Genomic DNA, 21,449 nt, shown 5'->3' on the forward strand with positions numbered 1-21,449 from the left:
AATTCTCTCAACGCTGAAATCAGGCTTTGGCCAGATTGCGCAGCACATATTGCAGCACGCCGCCATTGCGCAGGTATTCGATCTCGACCGCGGTATCGATCCGGCTTTTCAGCTTGATCTCTTTGGTCGAGCCGTCCGCGTAGGTGATGGTGCAGGGCACGATCGACTGCGGTTTGATATCGCCTTCGAGCCCAGTGATCGTGACCTCTTCCGCGCCCGTCAGGTTCAGATCCTTGCGGGTCTGGCCTTCGGTGAACTCGAACGGGATCACGCCCATGCCAACAAGGTTCGAGCGGTGGATACGCTCAAAGCTTTCCGCGATCACGGCCTTGACGCCCAGCAGGTTGGTGCCCTTGGCCGCCCAGTCACGCGACGAGCCCGCGCCATACTGTTCGCCACCAAAGATCACCAGCGGCTTGCCTTGCTCGGCATAGGCCATCGCGGCGTCGTAGATCGAGGTCTGCTTGCCATCGGGGCCCTTGGTATAGCCGCCCTCGACACCATCGAGCATCTCGTTCTTGATGCGGATATTGGCGAAGGTGCCGCGCATCATGACTTCGTGGTTGCCACGACGCGAGCCGTAGGAGTTGAAGTCTTTCGGTGCGACCTGACGCTCGACCAGATATTTGCCCGCAGGCGTATCGGGTTTGAACGAGCCTGCCGGCGAGATGTGGTCGGTGGTCACGAAATCGCCCAGCACGGCGAGAATGCCCGCACCTTTGACATCCGAGATCACGCCAGCCTCGGGCGACATGCCCCGGAAATAGGGCGGGTTCTGGATGTAGGTCGAGGTCGGCGGCCAGTCATAGGTCTCGCCCCCTGACACGTCCACGGCCTGCCATTTCTCGTCGCCTTTGAAGACATCGGCGTATTTGTCGATGAACTTGTCGCGGGTGACGACCTTTTGGACCAGATCGGCGATTTCCTTGTCGGTCGGCCAGATGTCCTTGAGATAGACATCCTTGCCATCGGGGGTTTGCGCCAGCGGCTGCGAGGTGATGTCGATATTCATGTCACCGGCCAGCGCATAGGCCACCACAAGGGGGGGCGAAGCGAGGTAGTTGGCGCGCACATCGGGGCTGATGCGCCCTTCAAAGTTGCGGTTGCCCGACAGAACCGAGGTTGCGATCAGGTCATTGTCGTTGATCGCCTTGGAGATCTCGGGCTGCAGCGGGCCGGAGTTGCCGATACAGGTGGTGCAGCCATACCCCACAAGGTCAAAGCCCACCGCGTCAAGATCTTCTTGCAGGTTTGCGGCCTCAAGATATTCCGACACGACCTGCGACCCGGGTGCGAGCGAAGTTTTCACCCAAGGCTTGCGGTTCAGACCCAGAGCGCGGGCTTTGCGCGCCACCAGACCGGCAGCGATCATCACATAGGGGTTGGAGGTGTTGGTGCAGGACGTGATCGAGGCGATCACGACCGAACCGTCGTGCAGCTCGTAATCTTCGCCCGCGACCTTGGCGGACTTGGCTTTGATCGTTTTGGTTGGAATCGGACCCTCAGCCGCCATGTCATGTGCCGCCTCCGAGTCGTCCTTGCCGCGGAACTCGTTGATTACGTTCGCGAACGCCGCAGCAGCGGTGGTCAGCGGCAGGTAATCTTGCGGGCGTTTGGGGCCCGAGATCGCAGGCACAATCGTGCCCATGTCGAGTTCCAGCGTCGACGAATAGATCGGCGCGTAATCGGCCCCACGCCACATGCCGTTGGCCTTGGCATAGGCTTCGACCAGCGCGATGCGGTCCTTGTCGCGACCGGTTTGTTCCAGATAGCGCAAGGTTTCGTCATCAACCGGGAAGAAGCCGCAAGTTGCGCCATATTCCGGTGCCATGTTGGCGATCGTGGCACGCTGTGCCAGCGGCAGATGATCCAGACCTTCGCCGTAGAATTCGACGAATTTGCCAACCACGCCATGGGCGCGCAGCATTTCGACGACTTTGAGCACTAGGTCGGTGCCGGTGGTGCCTTCGACCATCGCGCCCGTCAGCTTGAAGCCCACGACCTCGGGGATCAGCATCGAGATCGGTTGACCCAGCATCCCGGCCTCGGCCTCGATCCCGCCAACGCCCCAGCCCAGAACGGCCGCGCCGTTGACCATGGTGGTGTGGGAATCGGTGCCCACCAGCGTATCGGGATAGGCGATCTGAGCGCCGGTCTGATCCTTGTCGGTCCAAACGGTTTGGGCCAGATATTCCAGGTTCACCTGGTGGCAGATGCCGGTGCCCGGCGGCACCACGCGGAAGTTTTCAAACGCGGTCTGGCCCCATTTGAGGAACTGGTAGCGCTCGATATTGCGCTCGTATTCGCGATCCACGTTCATCTGGAAGGCGCGCGGGTTGCCGAATTCGTCGATCATCACCGAGTGGTCGATCACCAGATCGACAGGCACCAGCGGGTTGATCTTTTGCGCATCGCCGCCAAGGCCCTTGATGCCGTCGCGCATGGCCGCGAGGTCCACAACGGCGGGAACGCCGGTGAAATCCTGCATCAGAACACGCGCCGGGCGATAGGCGATCTCGCGCGGGTTCTTGCCGCCTTGCTTGGCCCATTCGCCAAACGCCTTGATGTCTTCAAGCGAGACGGTGAACCCGTCATCCTCAAAGCGCAGCAGGTTTTCCAGCACCACTTTGAGAGAGGCGGGGAGTTTGGTGAATTCGCCCAGACCGGCCTCGGTGGCGGCGGGGATCGAATAATAGGTGAATGTCTTGGAGCCGACGCTTAGCTCGCGGCGGGTCTTGGCAGAGTCTTTACCGGTGACGATGGGCATGAGATGGCCTCCCTTCATGGGTCCTAAGGGTGTCGCTGAGACAGTGTTTGCCCCAAGCGGGGCGCGCGTTCAAGAGGCGCGTGCTACTTTTTGTATACCGTTGCACACAAAGACGGCGAATTTGGTCCGCAAAGGGTGCCAAGGTCTGCAAGTTCGTCCGCGCGCGGGGGGGGGGCACCCTGCGCAACAGTTACGCAACGAATTCTCGCAAAACCTTGATTGGCTCTGGTGTGGTCGTCAACGCTAGATATAAGGACGAGAGTTTGGAAGGGTTTCAATGGCACGCGCAGGTATCAGCGCTTCGGTGACGGTCTGCCTTGGTTTGGCATTGGGTAGCTTTTGGCTGCCAGAAACCGTTTTTGCGCAAGACAGCGCGCCAAGCGCACCCCAATCCGCGCCCACAGCCAAGCCTGCCGAGACGCCGCTCATCAAGCCCGATGCCCCACCGGGAATGCGGCGCAACGCTGCGGATGCGTTGGTGCGCTCAATGGCGGGACAAGTGTCGCCTAGCGACGATACGCCCGCGCATGACCCGATCGTGGTTGAACTGTTCACCTCGCAGGGCTGTTCATCTTGCCCGCCCGCAGATGCGCTGTTTGAGACATATGCCGATCGCGATGACGTGATCGCGCTCGCGCTGCATGTCGATTACTGGGATTATCTGGGCTGGAAAGATCCCTTTGGCAAAGCCGAATTCACCGCGCGCCAAAAAGCCTATGCTCGCGCCGCCCGAGAGCGCACCGTCTACACGCCGCAAATGATTGTGGGCGGCACGACGGCGCTGGTTGGCGTGCAAAAAGACGAATTGAAAGTTGCGATTGCCCAGCAAAGCGCCGTGCGCCAGCCGGTTCATTTGAAAATCAGCGGCGCAGACGGCGACTATGAGGTGTTGCTTTCGGCGGACCCACCGCTCAGCGCGCCCGCTGTGGTGCAAATCGTGCGCTACATGCCCGAGGCGCGCATCGCTATCTTGCGCGGTGAAAACGCAGGCCAGACGATTGATTACCGCAACATCGTGACCGAATGGCATGCGGTGGCGGAATGGGACGGCAAGACGCCGACCCGGATCAAGGTTGATCTGGATGGCGCTGATCCGGGCGTGGTGATAGTGCAAGCGGCCCAACCAGGGCAGGGCGTGCCGCTGCCGGGCAAAATTCTGGCCGCGGGTCGCCTTGAGTAAGCCTGACCGTTAACCGCGCTGCTTCCAGCGGCGATGTATCCAGAACCACTGATCCATATGATCGCGCACCCGCGCCTCAAGGGCGTCGTTGAGCGCCTGCGTCATCGTCTCGGCATCGCTATGGGGCACAGGCGCGTCAACGAGGATGCGAAAGGTCAGCCCGTCAGGCTGACGAACCGCGTAGACTTGAATCAGCTCGGCCTTCATCTTGAGCGCCATTTCCGCCGCTGACAGCGGCGTGCGTGCGGGTTGGCCGAAAAAGGTCAGATCCGCACCGCGCTTGAAATACTGATCAAAGCCGAAGGCCACCATTCCGCCATCGCGCAGATATTTCATCATCTCGGCCAGCCCACGCCGCGAGCGCGCGAAAAGTGGCTCGGCAATGGCGGAGATCGCAGCGACATATTGCGCGTTAAAGGCGGCATTGTTCATCGGGCGGTAGATCGCACCCACCCGATAGCCACGCGCCACAAGCGCGCCGCGCCAAGCGTCGTAATTGCCAAAATGCCCCACCGCCAGCACCACGGGGCGGCCCTCGGCATGGGCGCGCGCAAGGACCTCGGCGCCGGGGCCTTCGATGGGCAGATCGCGCACGCGGGCCAGAAATTCCTCGCCCGAATAGATCTCTGCCAGCATCCGGCCCAGATTGTCAGGCACCGCGCGTTCAAGGCGTTTGACCTCGACCTCGGGCAGATCGGGGCAGGTCAGCGCCAAATTCTCGCGCACCCGGCGGGTAAACCCGATCATGGGGGCGGCGCGCGCCACCAAACGCCCGGCCAGCGGGATGCGCCGCTCATAGGGCAGCATTTGCACCAGCTTCATCACCGTCACGAAAACGGCGTTGGACAGGCGATCGGAAAGGGAAATCGTGTCGTTTTTCATCGCGGGCTGTCTGTTGGAAGGCGCGCCGCGCGGCGCTCGCGTGACCAGACATAAAGCCCCGCGCCGATGATCACAAGCGCCCCCAGAATCGTGGCGCTATCGGGCAGTTGGTCAAACATCAGCCAGCCCCAGAACGAGGCAAAGATCAGCCCCGAATAGCCAAACGGGGCCAATGTGCCCGCCTCGCCTAGCGAAAATGCCCGGATCAGCAGGAATTGGCTAAGGCTGCCCGCCAGCCCGAGGCCTGCGAAAACCCACAGATCTCCCCAAGCGATGGGTTGCCAGATGAAGGGCAGGGCCAGTGAGGACAGCGCCAGCCCGACCAACGAGGACCAAAGCTGCGAGGTTGCCGCACTATCGCCGCGCACCTGCCGTGTGAGCAAAACGGCGCCTGCAAAGCTGAATGCGGCCAGCAGTGCCAGTAGGGCTGCCGGGTGAAACATGCCGGTGCCGGGACGCAGGATGATCATCGCGCCAATGAACGCAGCCGCGATCCCGAAGATGCGATGCACGCCCAGCCGCTCGCCCAGAAACAGCGCCGCCCCCAGCGTCACGATCACCGGGTTCAGATCACCAAGGGCCGTGGCCTGCGCCAAGCCGATATAGCGCAGCGCGAAGAAAAACGACACGATCGCGCCCATCTGGAACAGCGCGCGCCCGGCCTGCAATACGGGCTGGCGGGTGCGCAACCGGCGCGGCACCGAGCGCCCGAAAATCGCCCCCAGTACCAGCGCATTCACCCCGAAACGCGCCCAGACGATCAGCAGCGGATGATAGCCCTGGCCCAGCAGCTTGGCGAAAGCATCCATCAGGGTGAGCATCGAAAACGCGCCCAGCATGAAGACCACCGCCAGACCGGGTCGGTCGGGATGAAAAGAGGGGGCCACGGCGGGCCCCCTCGAAACGGTCTTGATGGTGGGCAGAGCCATCAGAGGAGGGCTTTGACCTTGTCGGCCACAGCCTCGGGGGTGATGCCGAATTTTTCATACAGCTCACCCGCCGGGGCAGAGGCGCCAAAGCGATCCATGCCGACAAACCCGGCCTTGGCCTCGCGGCCCCGCTCGCCCAGCAGCCAGCGATCCCAAGGCTGGCGCACGGCGGCCTCAACGGCGACACGCACCGAATTGGGCGGCAAGATGCGCTTGCGATAGCTTTCGTCTTGGGCGGCGAACAGCTCCATGCAGGGCATCGAAACGACCCGCGTGCCAATCGCCTGCGCTTGCAGGATCTCGCGCGCTTTCATCGCGATTTCCACCTCGGAGCCGGTGGCCATCAGGATCGCCTGACGCTTGCCCTCGGCCTCGGCGATGACATAAGCGCCTTTCGCCGTCAGGTTTTGCGGTTTGTATTCGGTGCGCAGCGTGGGCAGGTTCTGCCGGCTCAGCGCCAGAATCGAGGGCGTGCCCTCTTGGCTCATCGCGATTTCCCACGCCTCGGCGGTTTCCACCACATCGGCAGGGCGGAAGGTCAGCGTGTTGGGCGTGGCGCGGCAGATCGCGAGATGCTCGACCGGTTGGTGGGTCGGGCCATCTTCGCCCAGACCGATGCTGTCATGGGTCATGACGTAAACGGTGGGCACTTTCATCAGTGCAGACAGGCGCATCGCTCCGCGCGCGTAATCGGTAAAGCAGAAAAATGTCCCGCCATAGGGGCGCACGCCGCCATGCAGGAACATGCCGTTCATCGCCGCCGCCATGCCATGCTCACGAATGCCGTAATGGATGTAGCGACCTTTGCGGTTCTCCGGGTTGAAGACCGACATTTCCTTGGATTTCGTCAGGTTCGAGCCGGTCAGATCAGCCGAGCCGCCCAGCGTCTCGGGGCAGGCGGGGTTGATCACGCCCAACACCATCTCGCTGGCTTTGCGGGTGGCGACCTTGGGGGCGGCCTCGGCTTGCTCTTTCTTGAAATTGCGGATCGCGCCGACCAGCTTTTTCGAGACAGTGCCGGTCATGATGCGGGTGAATTCCCCGCGTTTGTTGTCGGAAAGTGCCGCAAACCGCTCTTCCCATTCGGCGCGCTCAGTCGCGCCCCGGCTGCCAATCGCTTCCCAAGCCGATTTGATGTCGGCGGGGATCTCGAAGGGGCCGTGATTCCAACCGTAAATCGCCTTGGTGCGCGCGATTTCCTCATCACCGAGGGGCGAGCCATGCGCCGCGTAGCTGTCAGATTTATTGGGCGCGCCAAAGCCGATGATGGTTTTGCAATCCACCAGAACCGGGCCCTTGGCTTTCTTGGCCGCAGTCAGCGCACGGTCGATATCGACCGGATCGTGACCGTCGCAATGCAGCACGCTCCAACCCGAGGCGGCAAAGCGCGCGCGCTGATCGGTCTTGTCAGACATCGAGACGCGACCGTCGATGGTGATGTCGTTGTTGTCCCACAGCACAATCAGATTGTTCAGCTCTTGCATGCCCGCCAGACCGATCGCTTCTTGGGAAATGCCTTCCATCAAGCAGCCATCGCCCACGATCACCCAAGTGCGGTGATCGACAAGCTTTTTGCCCCAATGGGCGCGCAGTGATTCCTCGGCGATTGCCATGCCCACGGCGGTCGCAATGCCCTGACCCAGCGGACCGGTCGTGGTTTCCACAGCGTCGAGCAGGAAGTTTTCCGGGTGGCCCGCCGTCAGCGCGCCCATCTGGCGGAAATTCTTGATCTGCTCGAGCGTGACTTGTTGATCCCCCGACAGATGCAACAGCGCATAGACCAGCATCGAGGCATGGCCCGCTGACAGCACGAAACGGTCACGATCTGCCCATTTCGGGGCTGATGCGTCAAATTTCAGGTGCTTGGAGAACAGCACGGTGGCAACATCGGCCAGACCCATCGGCGCGCCGGGATGCCCGGAATTGGCGGCTTGCACCGCATCCATCGCGAGGGCGCGGATCGCCGAGGCCAGTTTCCAATGTTCGGGATGGGCCTTGCGCAGCTCTTCGATTTCCATGGCGGTTCCTTTCAGGCAACAGATGGGCATTTAGGCCCTCTGATAGCAGGGATCGGGGCAAGATCAAGCTTGGCCCACAAGTGCTTGAGGCAAAAGGGTGGGCTTGGCTCATGCAACAGGGTTAAACTGAGCAAAATCCTGCCCTCGAATGCGATTCGGGACAAATGCGGGACAGCAGACCGATGAGGAGGCGCGTATGAGCGAGATTGCCGAATACGAACGCCGCATCTCTTTTGCGCTTGAGAGGATCGGGCGCGGGGTTGAGGTGCTGGCACAAAAGCGGGTTGCGCCGGCCGAGCCAGAGGCCGAGCCAGAGCACCTGCAAGAAGCGGCGTTTGAACAGATGGCAGCGCCCGAAACGGCACCGCCCGAGGTCGCGCTCCCCGACGCCGCGCCTCCTGAGTCAGAGGTGCTTGCCGGGCCGCAAGAGCCCGATGCGGCGCCCAGTTCAGACCTCGCACAGATGCAGGCCGCGCTGGATGCCGAGCGCGAGGCCAATGCGCAGCTCTCTGAACGCGTGCGCGCGATCCGCGAAAAACAGGACACCACGCTGAACGCGATGGAGCGCAAATACGGTGCCGCCGTGCGCGCCCAGGAAGCCGCGTTCAAAGAGGTGGCTGCGTTGAAGGCTGCGAACACCGCGCTGATCGCGTCCAATCGCAAGCTGATGGATGAGGGCGTGGCGTTTTCAGAAGAAGCCTTGATGGCCGAGTTGACGGCCCTGCGCGCCGCGCGCGCCAGCGAATTCAACGAGTTGGGCGATATTCTTGACGGGCTCGCCCCGATCCTCGCGCAGGCTGAAGAGGAGTCGCAAGATGCCTGACTTGACCGTTTCCATCGGTGGCCGTGATTTTCAGGTGGCCTGCCAGCAGGGCGAAGAGCATTTCCTGCGCACCGCGGCCGCGATGCTGGACAATGAGGCGCAGGTTTTGCTGGGCCAGATCGGGCGGCTGCCCGAGACGCGGATGCTGTTGATGGCCGGGTTGATGCTGGCTGACAAAGCAGCCGGGATTGATGATCAACTGCGCGAGGCGCAAAACAAGGTGGGCGAATTGCAGGCCAAGATTGACGAGTTGCAGGCCAATCCTGCGCGCGTCGAAGTGGCCGTGGTGCCCTCGGAGGTGACCGAGACACTGGCCGAGATCGCCGCGCGTGCCGAGGCCCTTGCCGATCGCGTTGAGGAACAAGCATGAGGGCGTTTGCCTGCGCGTTGTGCCTGCTGCTGGCCGCACCGGCTTTTGCGCAAGACACCAGCGACGCGCCCGCGCCCGCGCCCGAGCAGCTGGCCCCGCTGACCAATTCCTCGGCTGCAGATGGCGTAATCACGCGCATCTATAGCTGTGAGCGCGGCGCACGTGTCCCCGCCGCCTATCTCAACGATAGCGATCCGCAGCGCGTGGTGTTGATGCTGGAAGGGCGGATGGTCGTGATGAGCCATATCCGCTCGGCCGACGGCGCGAAATACGCCGAGGATGGCGAGGGCGAGGCGGGCTATGTCTGGTGGACCAAAGGCTCAAGCGCGACGCTGGATTGGATTTCCGAGGATGGCGAGTCGCAAAGCCTACTCAGCGGGTGTCAGGAGGAGTGAGCACCGATCCGGGGCAACGCCCTGGATGCAGGGCTCCAGTGGAGCCATGCAAGGTGCGAACGCCCAAAACCTATCGCGATCAAATGACCCCGCCGCAAGGCTCAAACGTCAGAGCCTCCGGCGGGAGTATTTTTAGCTAGATGAAAGGCTTACTCGGCGGCCTTCATCTCGAAACCCTTCTCGATCTGATCCGAAGGTGTGACCGGATACTCGCCCGAGAAACAGGCGTCGCAATATTGCGGGCAAGCGTTGTTGCGCCCGCCAGCTTCGCCCACGGCGCGGTAAAGCCCGTCGAGCGAGATGAATTTCAGCGAATCCACGCCCACCCATTCGCGCATTTCTTCTTCGGTCATCTGGGCCGCCAGAAGCTTGTCGCGATTGGGCGTATCGACGCCGTAGAAACAGGGCCAAGCGGTGGGCGGGGAGGCGATACGGAAATGCACCTCTTTCGCGCCCGCATCGAGGATCATGTCCTTGATTTTGCGCGAGGTGGTGCCGCGCACGACTGAGTCATCAACCAGGATCACCCGCTTGCCCTTGATCAGAGCCTTGTTGACGTTGAGCTTGAGGCGCACGCCCATGTTGCGGATCTGCTCGGTCGGCTCGATGAAGGTGCGGCCCATATATTGGTTGCGCGTGATCCCGAGGGCAAAGGGGATGCCGCTTTCTTGGCTGAAACCGATCGCTGCCGGGGTGCCGCTATCGGGGACCGGGCAAACCAGATCGGCATCGACAGGGGCTTCGCGGGCCAGTTCAATGCCGATATCGTGACGCGTTTCATAGATCGAGCGCCCGCCGATGATGGAATCGGGGCGCGAGAAATAGACATGCTCGAAGATGCAGAAGCGACCCGTGGAGGGCCCGAAGGGGCGCGAGCTGTCGATCTTGCCGTCCTGAATGACGACCATTTCGCCCGGCTCGATCTCGCGCACGAACTCGGCGCCGATGATGTCGAGTGCGCAGGTTTCGGATGACAGGACATATCCCTTCTCGCCCAGCTTCCCCAGCACCAACGGGCGCACGCCCAGCGGGTCGCGCACGCCGATCAGCTTGGTGCGCGTCATCGCCACGATAGAGAACGCGCCCTCAACCCGGCGCAGCGCATCTGCGATCCGGTCGGCATGTTTGCGCTGGATCGAGCGCGCCATCAGGTGAATGATGCATTCGCTATCCGAGGAGGACTGAAAGATCGCGCCGCGCTCGATCAACTCGCGGCGTAGCGCGTCGGCATTGGTGAGATTGCCGTTATGGGCCACCGCACAGCCGCCCATCGAGAACTCGCCGAAGAAGGGCTGGATATCGCGGATCACGGCCCCTTTGGAGCCAGCCGTGGAATAGCGCACATGGCCGATGGCGATATTGCCGGGCAGCGTTTCCATCAAGCTCGATTTGGTGAAATTGTCGCGTACATAGCCGAAACGATGGGCCGAGTTGAACCCGGTGGCCGCGTCATGGGCGACGATACCGCCTGCCTCTTGGCCGCGATGTTGCAGCGCGTGCAGGCCGAGGGCGACGAAATTGGCCGCGTCCGAGACACCAACGACGCCGAACACACCGCATTCTTCACGCAGCTTGTCGTCATCAAAGGGATCGGCGAAATGGGTTTTGGCGGGTGCGGGGCAGGACATGGGGGCAGCTCCGATGAACGCAGGAAGAAGGGGCGTTGTCGCCCGTTTAAAGCGAAACGCGAGAGGTGTTAACCCCTCGCGCTATCAAAACCGTCATTCGGGCGTCATCAATTCGCCGGAGTGCTGGGTAATTCATCAATACGGGCAGGATCAGCGCCGTCACCTTGCGGGGCGGGGCAGGTGGCCACCAGCGCCTCATAGCGCGCCACGATCCAGCCCGGCGCATCGCTGGGCATGGTTTCATCCATCTGCCCTGACATCCGCGCAAACACCTTGGCCGAGCGGGAATTATCGACCATCGCCACCGGGTCATTGCCCATCACGCGGTCATAAACGACAAAGGCGACGGCGACCAAAATCACGCCGCGCAGCACGCCAAACAGGAACCCCAGCCCCTGATCGAGACCGCCAAGGGCCGAGCGTTGCACCGCCGAGGCAAACAGCGGCGTGAGGATCGAAAACACCACCAAAGCCACGGCAAACACCACCGCAAAGCCGCCGATCATGCCCAATTCGCAGCTATTGCCGATGAATTTGTCGAGCCCCGGGATCTGTTGCACCAGCGGGCGGGCCTGATTGGCAAAGGCATAGGCGATGACCGCTGCTGCGATCCAGCCGACAATCGCCAGCCCTTCGCGCACGAAACCGCGGGAATAGGCGAGGATCGCCGAGAGAATGATGACAATCGCCACGATGGCATCAACGATGGTGAACCCGTCCATTTGCGCTCCTGTGCTGCTCGCGCTAACCCGCGCCGAACATCTCGCCCGTGAAAGTCACGAGATCCCCAAGCTTGCGCATGGACATCCCGGTTGTGCCTTCGGCTTTTGTCCCCGTCGGCGCGATGGCTTGTGAAAAACCAAGTTTTGCCGCTTCTTTCAACCTGTTTTCCGCCTGACCGACAGGTCTAAGCGCACCAGAAAGGCTGATTTCCCCGAAAATAACCATATCTGCGGGCAGGGCTGTGTCTTCTCGGGCACTCAAAAGCGCGGCGGCGGCGGCCAGATCGGCGGCGGGTTCGATGACTTTCATGCCGCCTGCGACGTTGAGAAACACATCCAGCCCGGTAAACGGGATGCCGCAGCGCGATTCCAGCACCGCCAGAATCGTCGAGATTCGCCCCGAATCGAGCCCCACCACCGTGCGCCGGGGCGAGGCGAGCGAGGAGGGTGCCACGAGCGCCTGAATTTCGGTCAACACGGGGCGGGTGCCCTCGATGCCTGCGAACACGGCCGATCCCGGGGCGGCCTGACCGCGTTCGGACAGAAACAGCGCCGAGGGGTTGGCGACCTCGGCCAGACCCGCGCCGGTCATCTCGAATACGCCGATTTCCGAGGCCGGGCCAAAGCGGTTCTTCACCGCGCGCAGGATGCGGAACTGGTGGCCGCGCTCGCCCTCGAAATACAGCACCGTGTCGACCATATGCTCGATCACGCGCGGGCCTGCGATTTGGCCATCCTTGGTGACATGGCCCACAAGGATCACGGCGGTGCCGCGCCGTTTGGCGAAACTCACCAATTCATGGGCGGCGGCGCGCAATTGGCTGACCGAGCCCGGCGCGCTTTCGACGCGGTCTGACCACATCGTCTGGATTGAGTCGATCACCACCAGATCGGGGCGCTCGGCTTCAAGCGTTGTCAGAATATCGCGCAGTGAGGTTTCGGCCCCCAGGCCCACCGGCGCATCGGCCAGACCAAGGCGCGCGGCGCGCATGCGCACTTGGCTCGCGGCTTCTTCGCCAGAGATATAAAGCGTTTTCAGACCCTTGCGGGCAAAAGCTGCGGCGGCTTGCAGCAGTAGGGTGGATTTCCCGATGCCGGGATCGCCGCCGACCAGAATGGCGCTGGCCTGAACCAGTCCACCGCCCAGCACGCGGTCCAGCTCAGGCATGCCAGCCAAGGCGCGTTTGGGCGGGGCCTCTTTGGTGTCGAGCGCGGAAAGCTGGATCAGCTTGCCCTTGGCGCCGCCCAGCCCCGAGCCGGGCACCTTGGACAGCGGGCTTTCCTCGACGATGGAATTCCACGCGCCGCATGCCTCACAGCGCCCCGACCATTTGGCATGGGTGGCACCGCATTCAGCACAACGAAAAGAGGGGGCAGATTTGGCCATCGGGTCTTTCTGTCAGAGGGGGGCAGGCGCGTCCAGAGCTACGAGCGTTCCAGATTGGCCGCAAGCAGATCGGCGCATTGTGCCGCGTGGGTGACGGGCAACATATGGCCTGCGTCGCGAATGCAGGCCACGCCGACATCGGACAGGCGCGCCGCGATTGCCTCGGCCACACGCGGCATGGTCGGGGGCGATTGGTCGCCGTGGATGATCATCACGGGCGCGTCGATCGCCTCAATCCCGCCCTCGCGCGCAATGCCCGCCGGATCTTCAAAATTCGCGCGGCTGATATTCTCCACCATCGGCATCGTGGCGATGAAGCGAGCGCGCTGTGCCTCGCTATAGCTGTCCCAAGGCTGACCGGTGCCCCAGTCGCGCATAAAGCCGCGCGCAGCGGCCTCGTGATCGCCTGCTGTCATCATCGCCTCGAAATGGTCCTGCTTGGTGCGCAGCGCCTGCCATTCCGGGTCGCTTTCGGGCAGAACTGCGAACAGCACGGGTTCAATCAGGGTGAGCGAGCGCACCGCCTCGGGCGCGCCCACCGCGATGCGCAAGGCCACCGAGGCACCGAAGCTGTGCCCGATCAGATCGACCGGGCGTTCGATGAAGCTCGCCGCGATGCGCGTCACCAGAGTCTGGAAAGCACCCGGTTCGGACGGATCACCGCGCCAAGGCGCGGATTGGCCGTGGCCGGGCTGATCGAAGGTTATCGCACTGATCTGGGGGGCAAGTGGCGTCAGCGCGCCTTCCCACAGCTTGGAATTGCCCAAGGTGCAGTGGATCGCCAGCGCGGGCCGCGCGCCAACACCAAGGGTTTGCCACGCGATTTCAGCGCCTTGCCGGATGTCGCGCACCATTACAGCGTTCCCAGATGGTCGTCCAAAAACTCAAGGCGGTCCTGACCCCAGAAACGCTCATCGCTTTCGGCCACGATATAAAAGGGCGCACCGAACGCGCCGCGATCCACGGCCTCTTGCAGGTTGCGCTCATAGGTCAGCGCGCCCTCAAACAGCCCCGAAGTGACCAGATCGCCGGAAAACCCATTGGCCTCAAGTGCCTCGCGGATCACCTCGTCCTGCGCGATATCCTTGCCCTCGGCCCAGCAGGCGCGCGTAATCGCATGCGACAGCCCGCCAAGATCGCCCCCGCCGGCCTGTTGTGCGGCGATGATCGCATAAGAGGCAGGCGCCGGATTGGTCGGGAAAAACGGCGGGGTGAAATCCATCGCCATGCCAAGCTTGGCCGACCAGCGCTTGAGTTCCTGCATGCGATAATCCATCCGGCATTGCGGACGCTGCGCCGGGGCCGTGCCGCCTGTGCGCGCAAACAGCGCAATCAGATCCAGCGGTTTATAGACGATCTGCGCCCCGTGCCGGGTGGCGATTTCCTCGAGTCGCTGGCCTGCGAGATAGGTCCAGGGGCTGAATACGCCGAAAAAATAATCGATCCGCGCCATTGATAACACTTTCTTGACGGTGGAAATTGCCGCCACGCTACCTCGGTGCTAAGGCAGGCGCAATCAACCGAATCCTGTCGGGGCGACCCGGCGCTGCCCCGAGGACCTGCCCTGATGTCTGTTGTCACAGAACCCAAACTGATTTCCGGAAATTCGAACCGCCCGCTGGCGCAATCCATAGCGCGGCGGATGTCGATGCATCGGGGCATGTCGGTGGGGTTGGTCGATACCCGGGTTGAGCGTTTCAACGATGGCGAGATTTTCGTCGAAGTGTATGAGAACGTGCGCGGCGAGGATATGTTCATCATCCAGTCGACCTCGAACCCGGCCAATGACAACCTGATGGAATTGCTGATCATGTCGGATGCGCTGCGCCGGTCCTCGGCCGATCGCATCACCGCCGTAATCCCCTATTTCGGCTATGCCCGTCAGGATCGCCGCACCAAGGCGCGCACGCCGATCTCGGCCAAGCTGGTGGCGAACCTGCTGACTGAATCCGGCATCGACCGCATCCTGACGCTGGATCTGCACGCGGCGCAAATTCAGGGCTTCTTCGATATTCCGGTGGACAACCTGTATGCCAGCCCGGTCTTCGCGCTGGATATCCTGCATCACTTCAAGGGCAAGATGGATGACGTGATGGTCGTCTCGCCCGACGTGGGCGGCGTGGCGCGGGCCCGCGAGCTGGCCAAGCGGATCGAGGCACCGCTGTCGATCGTGGATAAGCGGCGCGAGAAGGCGGGCGAGATCGCGGGGATGACGGTGATCGGTGATGTCTCGGGCAAGAAATGTATCATCGTGGACGATATTTGTGACACTGCAGGCACTTTGTGCAAGGCCGCCGAAGTGTTGATGGAGGCGGGCGCCACCGAGGTCCACGCCTATATCACCCATGGCGTGCTGTCGGGCCCGGCGGTTGAACGGGTCAGCAAATCGGTGATGAAATCGCTGGTGATCACGGATTCTATTGAGCCGAGCGAGGCCGTCAAAGCCTGCCCCAATATCCGCATCGTGCCCACCGCGCCGATGTTTGCCCAAGCGATCTTGAACACCTGGTCGGGCACATCCGTCTCGTCACTGTTTGAGACCGAAACCCTGACGCCCATTTATGAGGGCATGTATACCCGCGACTGAGTGTTCGCAGGGTAATGTGCGCACCCCTCTGGGGGGCACGCCGTTCTGAAATGACGAAAGCCCGGATCTTGGTGATCCGGGCTTTGTTTATTGCTATGGCGCGACCGGGGCCGCAGCCAGAGCGCGAAAGGGTCAGGCAGCTTTCTTCAGCGCTTTCTTGGCCGATTTCAGCTTTTTCTCCTGACGCTCAACTTTCGTTTTGCGCAGTTTCACTTCTTTCTTGAGGTCTTTGATCTTTGCTTTCTTCGCCATGATCAGGCTCCTTTCAGCTATCAGATGTGTCTGTCTCATGTTCATTCAGGAAACGGCGGATGTAGCGGCGTAACTCGCGCGCAGCGCTTGTGTCGAGCGTGTCACATAACGCCACAAAGGCATCGCGTTCGTGCGTCGCGATCCGGATGACCAATTGCCCATCCTTGCGCGATTTCTTTGCTTTGTCCTTTTTGTCCACCCGGCCGTTCCCTTCTTGAATAGGCTCAAGCTAACAGAAATTGTTATGCAATGTATATACGTTGCATCGACATATTGTGCCGCGCGCGAACGCATAGCCGTTTCAGGCTTAGCTGCGTTTGACCTTGCTCGTCTGGTGTCCCTTACCTTTCTTGTCACGATTGCCCTTGCGGCCAAATCGGGTGCGTCCGGACTTACTCGGCCCGCGATGACGAGGGGGGAAGGACAGCAAAGTCGCATCGCGCTCGCGCGAAGGTGTTGGTGCGAGAGCGGCCTTGGCGCTGACATTTCTTTACAGGATTTTTCCGGCGCGCTAACCCGAATAGGCGAATTTCACCGGTTCACACCATGGCCGAGTTGGCGCCGGATCAAACAATTTGTGAGATATAAATCATGTATTTGGGAAGATTACTGATCGCTGCGACTTTGATGATGGGCGCCACGGCCGCACAAGCTGGCGCGACCCTTTACAAATGCAAGTTGACCAACCGCTATAGCCGGAGCTTCATGTCGAAGACTTTGGAGATCGCCTATAACGCCCAGACGGGCGAGGCGAAGGCGGTCGACGGGCTGATCTGGCAGACCTATGGCAAAGGCATCCCCGTCAAGCTCGTGGTTGACAATCCCGCGCGCATCACCTTCCGTTGGGAGGTAAAGAACGTAAAAGGGCGTTCGCGCGGCGTGGCAAATACGATCCCCGGCGTAAGCGAGTCGGTTACGCTGCTCAAGGATACGATGGACGTGCAGGTCCAACAGATGCCGCTCGGCTACGACAACAGCTTCAGTGGTTCGGGGCATTGCACCGCCCAGCCCTACATTGCGCGGCGCAAATAGGGCCTCACCTAGTCGCGATACAAGGAGCCTTATGCGCCTTTTCGCCCTCACCGTCCTTGTGATGATCGCTTTTGCGGCCAATTCGGTGCTCAACCGGATGGCGGTGCATGGGGCAGAGTGGGGGCCTGCGTTCACCGCTGTCGTGCGGTTGGGATCGGGGGCGGTGGTGTTGCTGGTGATGGCGTTGGGTGCCAAGAGCTGGCGCGGGATGCGTATCCGCCCAGCAGCCTTGGGCGCGGGTGTGGCCACGCTGTTTCTCTATATCTATGGATTCTCCATCGCGAGCGGGCTGATTGATGCCGGTGTCGGGGCGCTGACGCTGTTCGGCATGGTGCAGATCACGATGTTTGCGGGGGCCTTGGTGCAGCGCGAGCCGATCTCGCTTTGGCGTTGGATTGGCGCGGGGCTGGCCTTTGGCGGGTTGGCGGTGCTGCTGGTGCCCAGCTCGGGCGGGCGACATCTTGATCCGCTGGGCTTCGGGCTGATGGCGCTGGCGGGGGTCGGTTGGGGGCTGTATTCGCTGAACGGGCGGCGCGCGGGCGATCCGCTGGTGGCGAGTGCGTTGAACTTTGCGCTGGCGGTGCCGCTGGCGCTGATCTGGCTGGGGCTGGCGCGCGATTGGGGGCAGGGCGCAAGCTGGGGCTGGGCACCCGCGCTGACCTCGGGGGCGATCACCTCGGGGCTGGGCTATGCGCTGTGGTACCGCGTGCTGCCGCAAATCCCCGCCAGCCTTGCTGCGATCGCACAGCTTTCCGTGCCCATCCTCGCAGCCCTTGGCGGGGCGGTCTTGCTGGCCGAGACCCCCTCGCTGCGCTTCTGGATCGCGGCGGCGCTGGTGTTGGGCGGGATCGCGCTGTCGCTGCGCCAAGGAAATAGGTCAAAACCGCGTTGACACCTCTCGGGGGGGCTCCTATAAGCCCGCCATCCCGGTAGCCAACGCTGCCGGGTCATTCATTGGTGTTGGTGGACCTCGCAAGAGGAAACCTGTCGCCGGTCGCCGAGAGGCCCCGGAGGAGGACAACGCCCTTCGAAACGCTAAGAAGGAGTCCAGCCGTGACCAAACGCACGTCTGCCAAGTATAAAATCGACCGCCGTATGGGCGAAAACATCTGGGGCCGCGCCAAGTCGCCGGTCAACCGCCGCGAATACGGCCCGGGCCAGCACGGCCAGCGCCGCAAGGGCAAACTGTCCGATTTCGGCACCCAGCTGCGCGCCAAGCAAAAGCTCAAGGGCTATTACGGTGATCTGACCGAGAAACAATTCCGCCGCATCTATGCCGAAGCCGAGCGTGTGCGCGGCGACACCGGTGAGAACCTGGTAGGTCTGCTCGAGCGTCGCCTCGACGCGCTGGTTTACCGTGCGAAATTCGTGCCGACCGTCTTTGCGGCACGTCAGTTCGTGAACCACGGCCACGTCATGGTGAACGGCAAGAAAGTGAACATCCCCTCCTACCGTGTGAAAGAGGGCGACGTGATCGAAGTGCGCGAGAAATCCAAGCAAATGGCGCTGGTTCTCGAAGCTGTGCAATCGCCCGAGCGCGACGTGCCCGATTACCTCGACGTTGATCACAACAAGATGGTTGCGACCTTCGTGCGCACGCCCAAGCTGGGTGACGTGCCCTACGCGGTTCAGATGGAACCCAACCTCGTGGTCGAATTCTACGCGAAGAACTGATTTTTCAGTCTTCGCCGGTTTTTGCGAAAGGTCGCGCCTTCGGGTGCGGCCTTTTTCGTTTATCGGGCCACAGCGTTGCGCTGGGGCCGCGCAATTCGCGCTTGGTGCCGTTTCAGTGATCTTGTGACTAGCCCCGCGCGCCGCGCGCCGTTAGATATCAGGAGAATTTCGAGGAACAGGTCATGACGAGTCACATCCGCCCGCAACCCGGCATCATGGAAATCGAGCTGTACCAGGGCGGGGCGGCCCATGTCGCAGGGCGCACCGATGCCATCAAGCTCAGCTCGAACGAGAACCCCTTTGGCCCTTCTGACAAGGCCAAGGACGCGTTTGCCAAATGCGCCCACACGCTGCACCGCTACCCTTCGACCGATCACGTGCGGCTGCGCAGCGCCATTGGCGATGTCCATCGGCTGGATCCCGACCGCATTATTTGCGGTGTGGGCAGCGATGAGATCATCCACCTGCTGTGCCAGTCCTTCGTGGGGCCGCGCGATGAGGTGATTTTCACCGAGCACGGGTTCTTGATGTATCGCATCGCCACGCAAGCGGCGGGCGGCACCCCTGTGCAGGTGGCCGAGCGCGAGCGCACCACCGATGTCGATGTGATCCTGTCGGCTTGCACCAAGAAGACCAAGCTAGTGTTCCTCGCCAATCCCAACAACCCGACGGGCACGATGATTGGTCTGGCCGAGTTGGAACGTCTCGCCAATGGTCTGCCCAAAGGGGCGCTGCTGGTGATCGACGGGGCTTACGCCGAATATGTCGAGGGCTATGACGGCGGGGCAGAGCTGGCCACGCGCCTGCCCAACGTCTTCATGACGCGCACGTTTTCCAAGATCTATGGTCTGGGCGGGTTGCGCGTGGGCTGGGGCTATGGCCCGCGTGAGATCATCGATATTCTCAACCGCATTCGCGGTCCGTTCAACCTTGCCACCGCGCAGCTCGAGACCGCCGAGGCCGCTGTTCGCGATCAGGATTGGGTCAATAAATGCCGCGATGACAACACCCGTCTGCGCGCTTGGCTTGCCGAGGCGCTCGCGGAAAAGGGCGTGCCATCAGACACTTCCACGGCGAACTTCATCCTCGCGCGCTTTGCCTCTACGCAAGAGGCTGAAGCCTGCGATGACTGGCTGAAATCCGAAGGCGTGATCGTGCGCCGCGTGGCGGGCTACAATTTGCCCAACTGCTTGCGCATCACTGTGGGCGATGAGCCCTCCTGCCGCCGTGTCGCGCATCTGATCGGCGTGTTCAAGGCCGGCGGCGCGAGTCAAACCGCATGAGCGTGATCTATCAGAAAGTCGCGCTGATCGGGCTGGGGTTGATCGCTTCGTCGATGGCGCGTGCGCTGCGCGAGGGTGGGCTTGCGGGCAGCATCTCGGGGCATGCGCGCTCGGCTGAAACGCGCGAGACCGCGCTGGACATCGGCCTTGTCGATAGCGTGCATGACACCGCAGCGGCGGCCGTGGATGGGGCCGATCTGGTGGTTTTGTGCGTGCCTGTTGGCGTGATGGGCGCGATTGCCGAGGAAATCGCCCCCCATCTGGCCCCGGGCGCGACGCTCACGGATGTCGGCTCGGTCAAGCGCGCGGTGATCGATGCGGTCGGGCCGCATGTCCCGCAGGGCGTGCATTTCATTCCCGGTCACCCGCTGGCGGGCACCGAGCAATCGGGGCCGCGCGCGGGCTTTGCGACGTTGTTCACCAATCGCTGGTGGCTGTTCACGCCGCTTGAAGGCACGGACCCCGAGGCACTTGCCCGGCTCAAATCGCTGGTCGAGGCGATGGGCGCCAATACCGATGAGATGGCCCCCGATCATCATGATCTGGTGTTGTCCGTGGTGTCGCATACGCCCCACCTGATTGCCTATACCATGGTCGGTGTGGCAGATCACCTTCGCCGCGTAACCCACGAAGAAGTCATCAAATACTCCGCCTCTGGCTTTCGCGATTTCACCCGTATCGCGGCCTCGGATCCGGTGATGTGGCGCGATGTTTTCCTGACCAACAAAGAGGCTACGTTGGATGTGCTGGGCCGCTTTACCGAGGAACTTTTCATGCTCCAGCGCGCGATCCGGATGGGCGATGGCGACATGCTGCATGACTATTTCACCCGCACCCGGGCGATCCGGCGCGGCATCATCGAGGCGGGGCAGGATACCGACGCACCTGATTTCGGGCGTGCTCCGAAGAAAGACGGATGACGCGCGGGTCGATCATCGCAGTTGCGGCGCTTGCACTGGTGTCTTGCGGCAGGGCCGAGCGCGAACCGGCGGGTTATTCGTCTTCGGGTGCGTTATGTGGCATTGCCGGGCTGGAGGGCGCGCGCATTGCCCCGATCGACGGGCCCGGAGCCTGCGGTATCGCCGATCCGGTGCAGATCACGGCGGTGTCCGGCATTGCGCTATCCACCCCCGCGCGGGTCAATTGCACTGCGGCGGCGGCCTTTAAGCGTTGGGTGGATCGCGGGATCAAACCGGCCGTGGGCAAGCGCGGCGGGGGCATTGCGACGCTCAATATCGCGGCCTCGTATTCCTGTCGGACGCGCAATTCGCGCAAAGGGGCCAAGCTGAGCGAGCATTCCAAGGGCAACGCGATTGACGTGTCTGGCGTGGTGCTGCGGGATGGCACGCGGCTGACTGTGCAAGATGATTGGCACGGCAAGCGGCGCATCATTCGCAAGATGCACAAATCGGCCTGCGGGACATTTGGCACCGTGCTGGGGCCGAAATCGGACAGCTTCCATCAGGATCATCTGCATGTCGATGTAGCCAGCTATCGCAGCGGAGCTTATTGCCGCTAGA

General features: G+C 62.1%; 21 protein-coding genes. 11 read left to right on the forward strand and 10 right to left on the reverse strand.

Annotated elements, in window-relative coordinates:
• Positions 1-19: 19 nt before the first annotated feature.
• Positions 20-2,767, reverse strand: coding sequence for an aconitate hydratase AcnA (gene acnA, locus QZ571_RS04270; RefSeq protein WP_295532244.1), 2,748 nt, complete (start codon positions 2,765-2,767; stop codon positions 20-22).
• A 277-nt stretch (positions 2,768-3,044) separates the two neighbouring features.
• Between acnA and QZ571_RS04275 the strand changes: the two genes are divergently transcribed.
• Positions 3,045-3,947 (forward strand): thioredoxin family protein, encoded by a 903-nt coding sequence (locus QZ571_RS04275; RefSeq protein WP_295532246.1) that lies wholly within the window; start codon positions 3,045-3,047, stop codon positions 3,945-3,947.
• 9 nt (positions 3,948-3,956) lie between these two features.
• Here the strand turns inward: QZ571_RS04275 and QZ571_RS04280 are convergent, their stop codons facing one another.
• The 3 genes from QZ571_RS04280 to tkt are packed head-to-tail and all read right to left on the reverse strand — an operon-like array spanning position 3,957 to position 7,776.
• Positions 3,957-4,829 carry a lysophospholipid acyltransferase family protein gene (locus QZ571_RS04280; RefSeq protein WP_295532248.1) on the reverse strand — a complete coding sequence of 291 codons (873 nt, stop codon included), beginning with the start codon at positions 4,827-4,829 and terminating at the stop codon, positions 3,957-3,959.
• Entirely contained in the window at positions 4,826-5,716 is an 891-nt protein-coding gene (locus QZ571_RS04285; protein ID WP_295532250.1) for a DMT family transporter, read from the reverse strand. Before QZ571_RS04285 ends, QZ571_RS04280 begins: the two co-directional genes overlap by 4 nt.
• A 41-nt stretch (positions 5,717-5,757) precedes the next feature.
• On the reverse strand, positions 5,758-7,776 hold the full coding sequence (gene tkt, locus QZ571_RS04290; RefSeq protein WP_295532252.1) for a transketolase: 2,019 nt from the start codon (positions 7,774-7,776) through the stop codon (positions 5,758-5,760).
• A 196-nt stretch (positions 7,777-7,972) separates the two neighbouring features.
• Between tkt and QZ571_RS04295 the strand changes: the two genes are divergently transcribed.
• The 3 genes from QZ571_RS04295 to QZ571_RS04305 are packed head-to-tail and all read left to right on the forward strand — an operon-like array spanning position 7,973 to position 9,364.
• Positions 7,973-8,599, forward strand: coding sequence for a hypothetical protein (locus QZ571_RS04295; RefSeq protein ID WP_295532254.1), 627 nt, complete (start codon positions 7,973-7,975; stop codon positions 8,597-8,599).
• Positions 8,592-8,969 (forward strand): cell division protein ZapA, encoded by a 378-nt coding sequence (locus tag QZ571_RS04300; protein WP_295532256.1) that lies wholly within the window; start codon positions 8,592-8,594, stop codon positions 8,967-8,969. The genes QZ571_RS04295 and QZ571_RS04300 overlap by 8 nt, the downstream gene beginning before the upstream one ends.
• The gene (locus QZ571_RS04305) at positions 8,966-9,364 is read left to right on the forward strand and encodes an MliC family protein (protein ID WP_295532257.1); all 399 of its coding nucleotides are present in this window, start codon (positions 8,966-8,968) and stop codon (positions 9,362-9,364) included. Before QZ571_RS04300 ends, QZ571_RS04305 begins: the two co-directional genes overlap by 4 nt.
• A 149-nt stretch (positions 9,365-9,513) precedes the next feature.
• Here QZ571_RS04305 and purF read toward each other — a convergent pair whose 3' ends face one another.
• The 5 genes from purF to QZ571_RS04330 form a co-directional block, all read right to left on the reverse strand.
• Positions 9,514-10,992: an amidophosphoribosyltransferase gene (gene purF, locus QZ571_RS04310; protein ID WP_295532259.1), complete on the reverse strand. Its 1,479-nt coding sequence runs from the start codon at positions 10,990-10,992 to the stop codon at positions 9,514-9,516.
• A 107-nt stretch (positions 10,993-11,099) separates the two neighbouring features.
• Complete coding sequence (locus QZ571_RS04315) at positions 11,100-11,714, reverse strand: CvpA family protein (RefSeq protein ID WP_295532261.1); 615 nt, start codon at positions 11,712-11,714, stop codon at positions 11,100-11,102.
• 22 nt (positions 11,715-11,736) lie between these two features.
• On the reverse strand, positions 11,737-13,101 hold the full coding sequence (gene radA / locus QZ571_RS04320; RefSeq protein ID WP_295532263.1) for a DNA repair protein RadA: 1,365 nt from the start codon (positions 13,099-13,101) through the stop codon (positions 11,737-11,739).
• 38 nt (positions 13,102-13,139) lie between these two features.
• Positions 13,140-13,955, reverse strand: a complete 816-nt coding sequence (locus QZ571_RS04325) for an alpha/beta hydrolase (protein ID WP_295532265.1) — start codon at positions 13,953-13,955, stop codon at positions 13,140-13,142.
• Positions 13,955-14,554, reverse strand: a complete 600-nt coding sequence (locus QZ571_RS04330; protein ID WP_295532267.1) for a 2-hydroxychromene-2-carboxylate isomerase — start codon at positions 14,552-14,554, stop codon at positions 13,955-13,957. The genes QZ571_RS04325 and QZ571_RS04330 overlap by 1 nt, the downstream gene beginning before the upstream one ends.
• Positions 14,555-14,668: 114 nt before the next feature.
• Here QZ571_RS04330 and QZ571_RS04335 point away from each other — a divergent pair, with 114 nt between their 5' ends.
• Positions 14,669-15,688, forward strand: coding sequence for a ribose-phosphate pyrophosphokinase (locus QZ571_RS04335; protein ID WP_295532269.1), 1,020 nt, complete (start codon positions 14,669-14,671; stop codon positions 15,686-15,688).
• Positions 15,689-15,953: 265 nt separating this feature from the next.
• On the opposite strand, the gene QZ571_RS04340 is transcribed toward QZ571_RS04335, so the two are convergent.
• Positions 15,954-16,139 (reverse strand): hypothetical protein, encoded by a 186-nt coding sequence (locus QZ571_RS04340; RefSeq protein WP_295532271.1) that lies wholly within the window; start codon positions 16,137-16,139, stop codon positions 15,954-15,956.
• A 392-nt stretch (positions 16,140-16,531) separates the two neighbouring features.
• On the opposite strand from QZ571_RS04340, the gene QZ571_RS04345 reads away from it, so the two are divergent.
• The 6 genes from QZ571_RS04345 (at position 16,532) to QZ571_RS04370 (ending at position 21,448) form a co-directional block, all read left to right on the forward strand.
• On the forward strand, positions 16,532-16,972 hold the full coding sequence (locus QZ571_RS04345; protein WP_295532273.1) for a hypothetical protein: 441 nt from the start codon (positions 16,532-16,534) through the stop codon (positions 16,970-16,972).
• Positions 16,973-17,003: 31 nt separating this feature from the next.
• Complete coding sequence (locus QZ571_RS04350) at positions 17,004-17,864, forward strand: DMT family transporter (RefSeq protein WP_295532275.1); 861 nt, start codon at positions 17,004-17,006, stop codon at positions 17,862-17,864.
• Positions 17,865-18,025: 161 nt separating this feature from the next.
• A complete protein-coding gene (gene rpsD / locus QZ571_RS04355) occupies positions 18,026-18,646 on the forward strand; it encodes a 30S ribosomal protein S4 (RefSeq protein ID WP_295532277.1) in 621 nt (206 codons plus the stop codon).
• A gap of 182 nt (positions 18,647-18,828) precedes the next feature.
• Positions 18,829-19,929, forward strand: coding sequence for a histidinol-phosphate transaminase (hisC, locus tag QZ571_RS04360; protein WP_295532279.1), 1,101 nt, complete (start codon positions 18,829-18,831; stop codon positions 19,927-19,929).
• Positions 19,926-20,849, forward strand: coding sequence for a prephenate/arogenate dehydrogenase family protein (locus QZ571_RS04365; protein WP_295532281.1), 924 nt, complete (start codon positions 19,926-19,928; stop codon positions 20,847-20,849). Before hisC ends, QZ571_RS04365 begins: the two co-directional genes overlap by 4 nt.
• Positions 20,846-21,448: an extensin family protein gene (locus QZ571_RS04370; RefSeq protein WP_295532283.1), complete on the forward strand. Its 603-nt coding sequence runs from the start codon at positions 20,846-20,848 to the stop codon at positions 21,446-21,448. Before QZ571_RS04365 ends, QZ571_RS04370 begins: the two co-directional genes overlap by 4 nt.
• Position 21,449: the final 1 nt, after the last annotated feature.

It is taken from the genome of uncultured Thioclava sp. (assembly GCF_913064665.1).
Classification (GTDB): domain Bacteria; phylum Pseudomonadota; class Alphaproteobacteria; order Rhodobacterales; family Rhodobacteraceae; genus Thioclava; species Thioclava arctica.

What these genes read in the sequence shown, in the direction of transcription:
- acnA (WP_295532244.1), bottom strand. Translation starts at nt 2,767, where the DNA reads ATGCCCATCGTCACCGGTAAAGACTCTGCCAAGACCCGCCGCGAGCTA.
- QZ571_RS04275 (WP_295532246.1), top strand. Translation starts at nt 3,045, where the DNA reads ATGGCACGCGCAGGTATCAGCGCTTCGGTGACGGTCTGCCTTGGTTTG.
- QZ571_RS04280 (WP_295532248.1), bottom strand. Translation starts at nt 4,829, where the DNA reads ATGAAAAACGACACGATTTCCCTTTCCGATCGCCTGTCCAACGCCGTT.
- tkt (WP_295532252.1), bottom strand. Translation starts at nt 7,776, where the DNA reads ATGGAAATCGAAGAGCTGCGCAAGGCCCATCCCGAACATTGGAAACTG.
- QZ571_RS04295 (WP_295532254.1), top strand. Translation starts at nt 7,973, where the DNA reads ATGAGCGAGATTGCCGAATACGAACGCCGCATCTCTTTTGCGCTTGAG.
- QZ571_RS04300 (WP_295532256.1), top strand. Translation starts at nt 8,592, where the DNA reads ATGCCTGACTTGACCGTTTCCATCGGTGGCCGTGATTTTCAGGTGGCC.
- QZ571_RS04305 (WP_295532257.1), top strand. Translation starts at nt 8,966, where the DNA reads ATGAGGGCGTTTGCCTGCGCGTTGTGCCTGCTGCTGGCCGCACCGGCT.
- purF (WP_295532259.1), bottom strand. Translation starts at nt 10,992, where the DNA reads ATGTCCTGCCCCGCACCCGCCAAAACCCATTTCGCCGATCCCTTTGAT.
- QZ571_RS04315 (WP_295532261.1), bottom strand. Translation starts at nt 11,714, where the DNA reads ATGGACGGGTTCACCATCGTTGATGCCATCGTGGCGATTGTCATCATT.
- radA (WP_295532263.1), bottom strand. Translation starts at nt 13,101, where the DNA reads ATGGCCAAATCTGCCCCCTCTTTTCGTTGTGCTGAATGCGGTGCCACC.
- QZ571_RS04325 (WP_295532265.1), bottom strand. Translation starts at nt 13,955, where the DNA reads ATGGTGCGCGACATCCGGCAAGGCGCTGAAATCGCGTGGCAAACCCTT.
- QZ571_RS04330 (WP_295532267.1), bottom strand. Translation starts at nt 14,554, where the DNA reads ATGGCGCGGATCGATTATTTTTTCGGCGTATTCAGCCCCTGGACCTAT.
- QZ571_RS04335 (WP_295532269.1), top strand. Translation starts at nt 14,669, where the DNA reads ATGTCTGTTGTCACAGAACCCAAACTGATTTCCGGAAATTCGAACCGC.
- QZ571_RS04345 (WP_295532273.1), top strand. Translation starts at nt 16,532, where the DNA reads ATGTATTTGGGAAGATTACTGATCGCTGCGACTTTGATGATGGGCGCC.
- QZ571_RS04350 (WP_295532275.1), top strand. Translation starts at nt 17,004, where the DNA reads ATGCGCCTTTTCGCCCTCACCGTCCTTGTGATGATCGCTTTTGCGGCC.
- hisC (WP_295532279.1), top strand. Translation starts at nt 18,829, where the DNA reads ATGACGAGTCACATCCGCCCGCAACCCGGCATCATGGAAATCGAGCTG.
- QZ571_RS04365 (WP_295532281.1), top strand. Translation starts at nt 19,926, where the DNA reads ATGAGCGTGATCTATCAGAAAGTCGCGCTGATCGGGCTGGGGTTGATC.
- QZ571_RS04370 (WP_295532283.1), top strand. Translation starts at nt 20,846, where the DNA reads ATGACGCGCGGGTCGATCATCGCAGTTGCGGCGCTTGCACTGGTGTCT.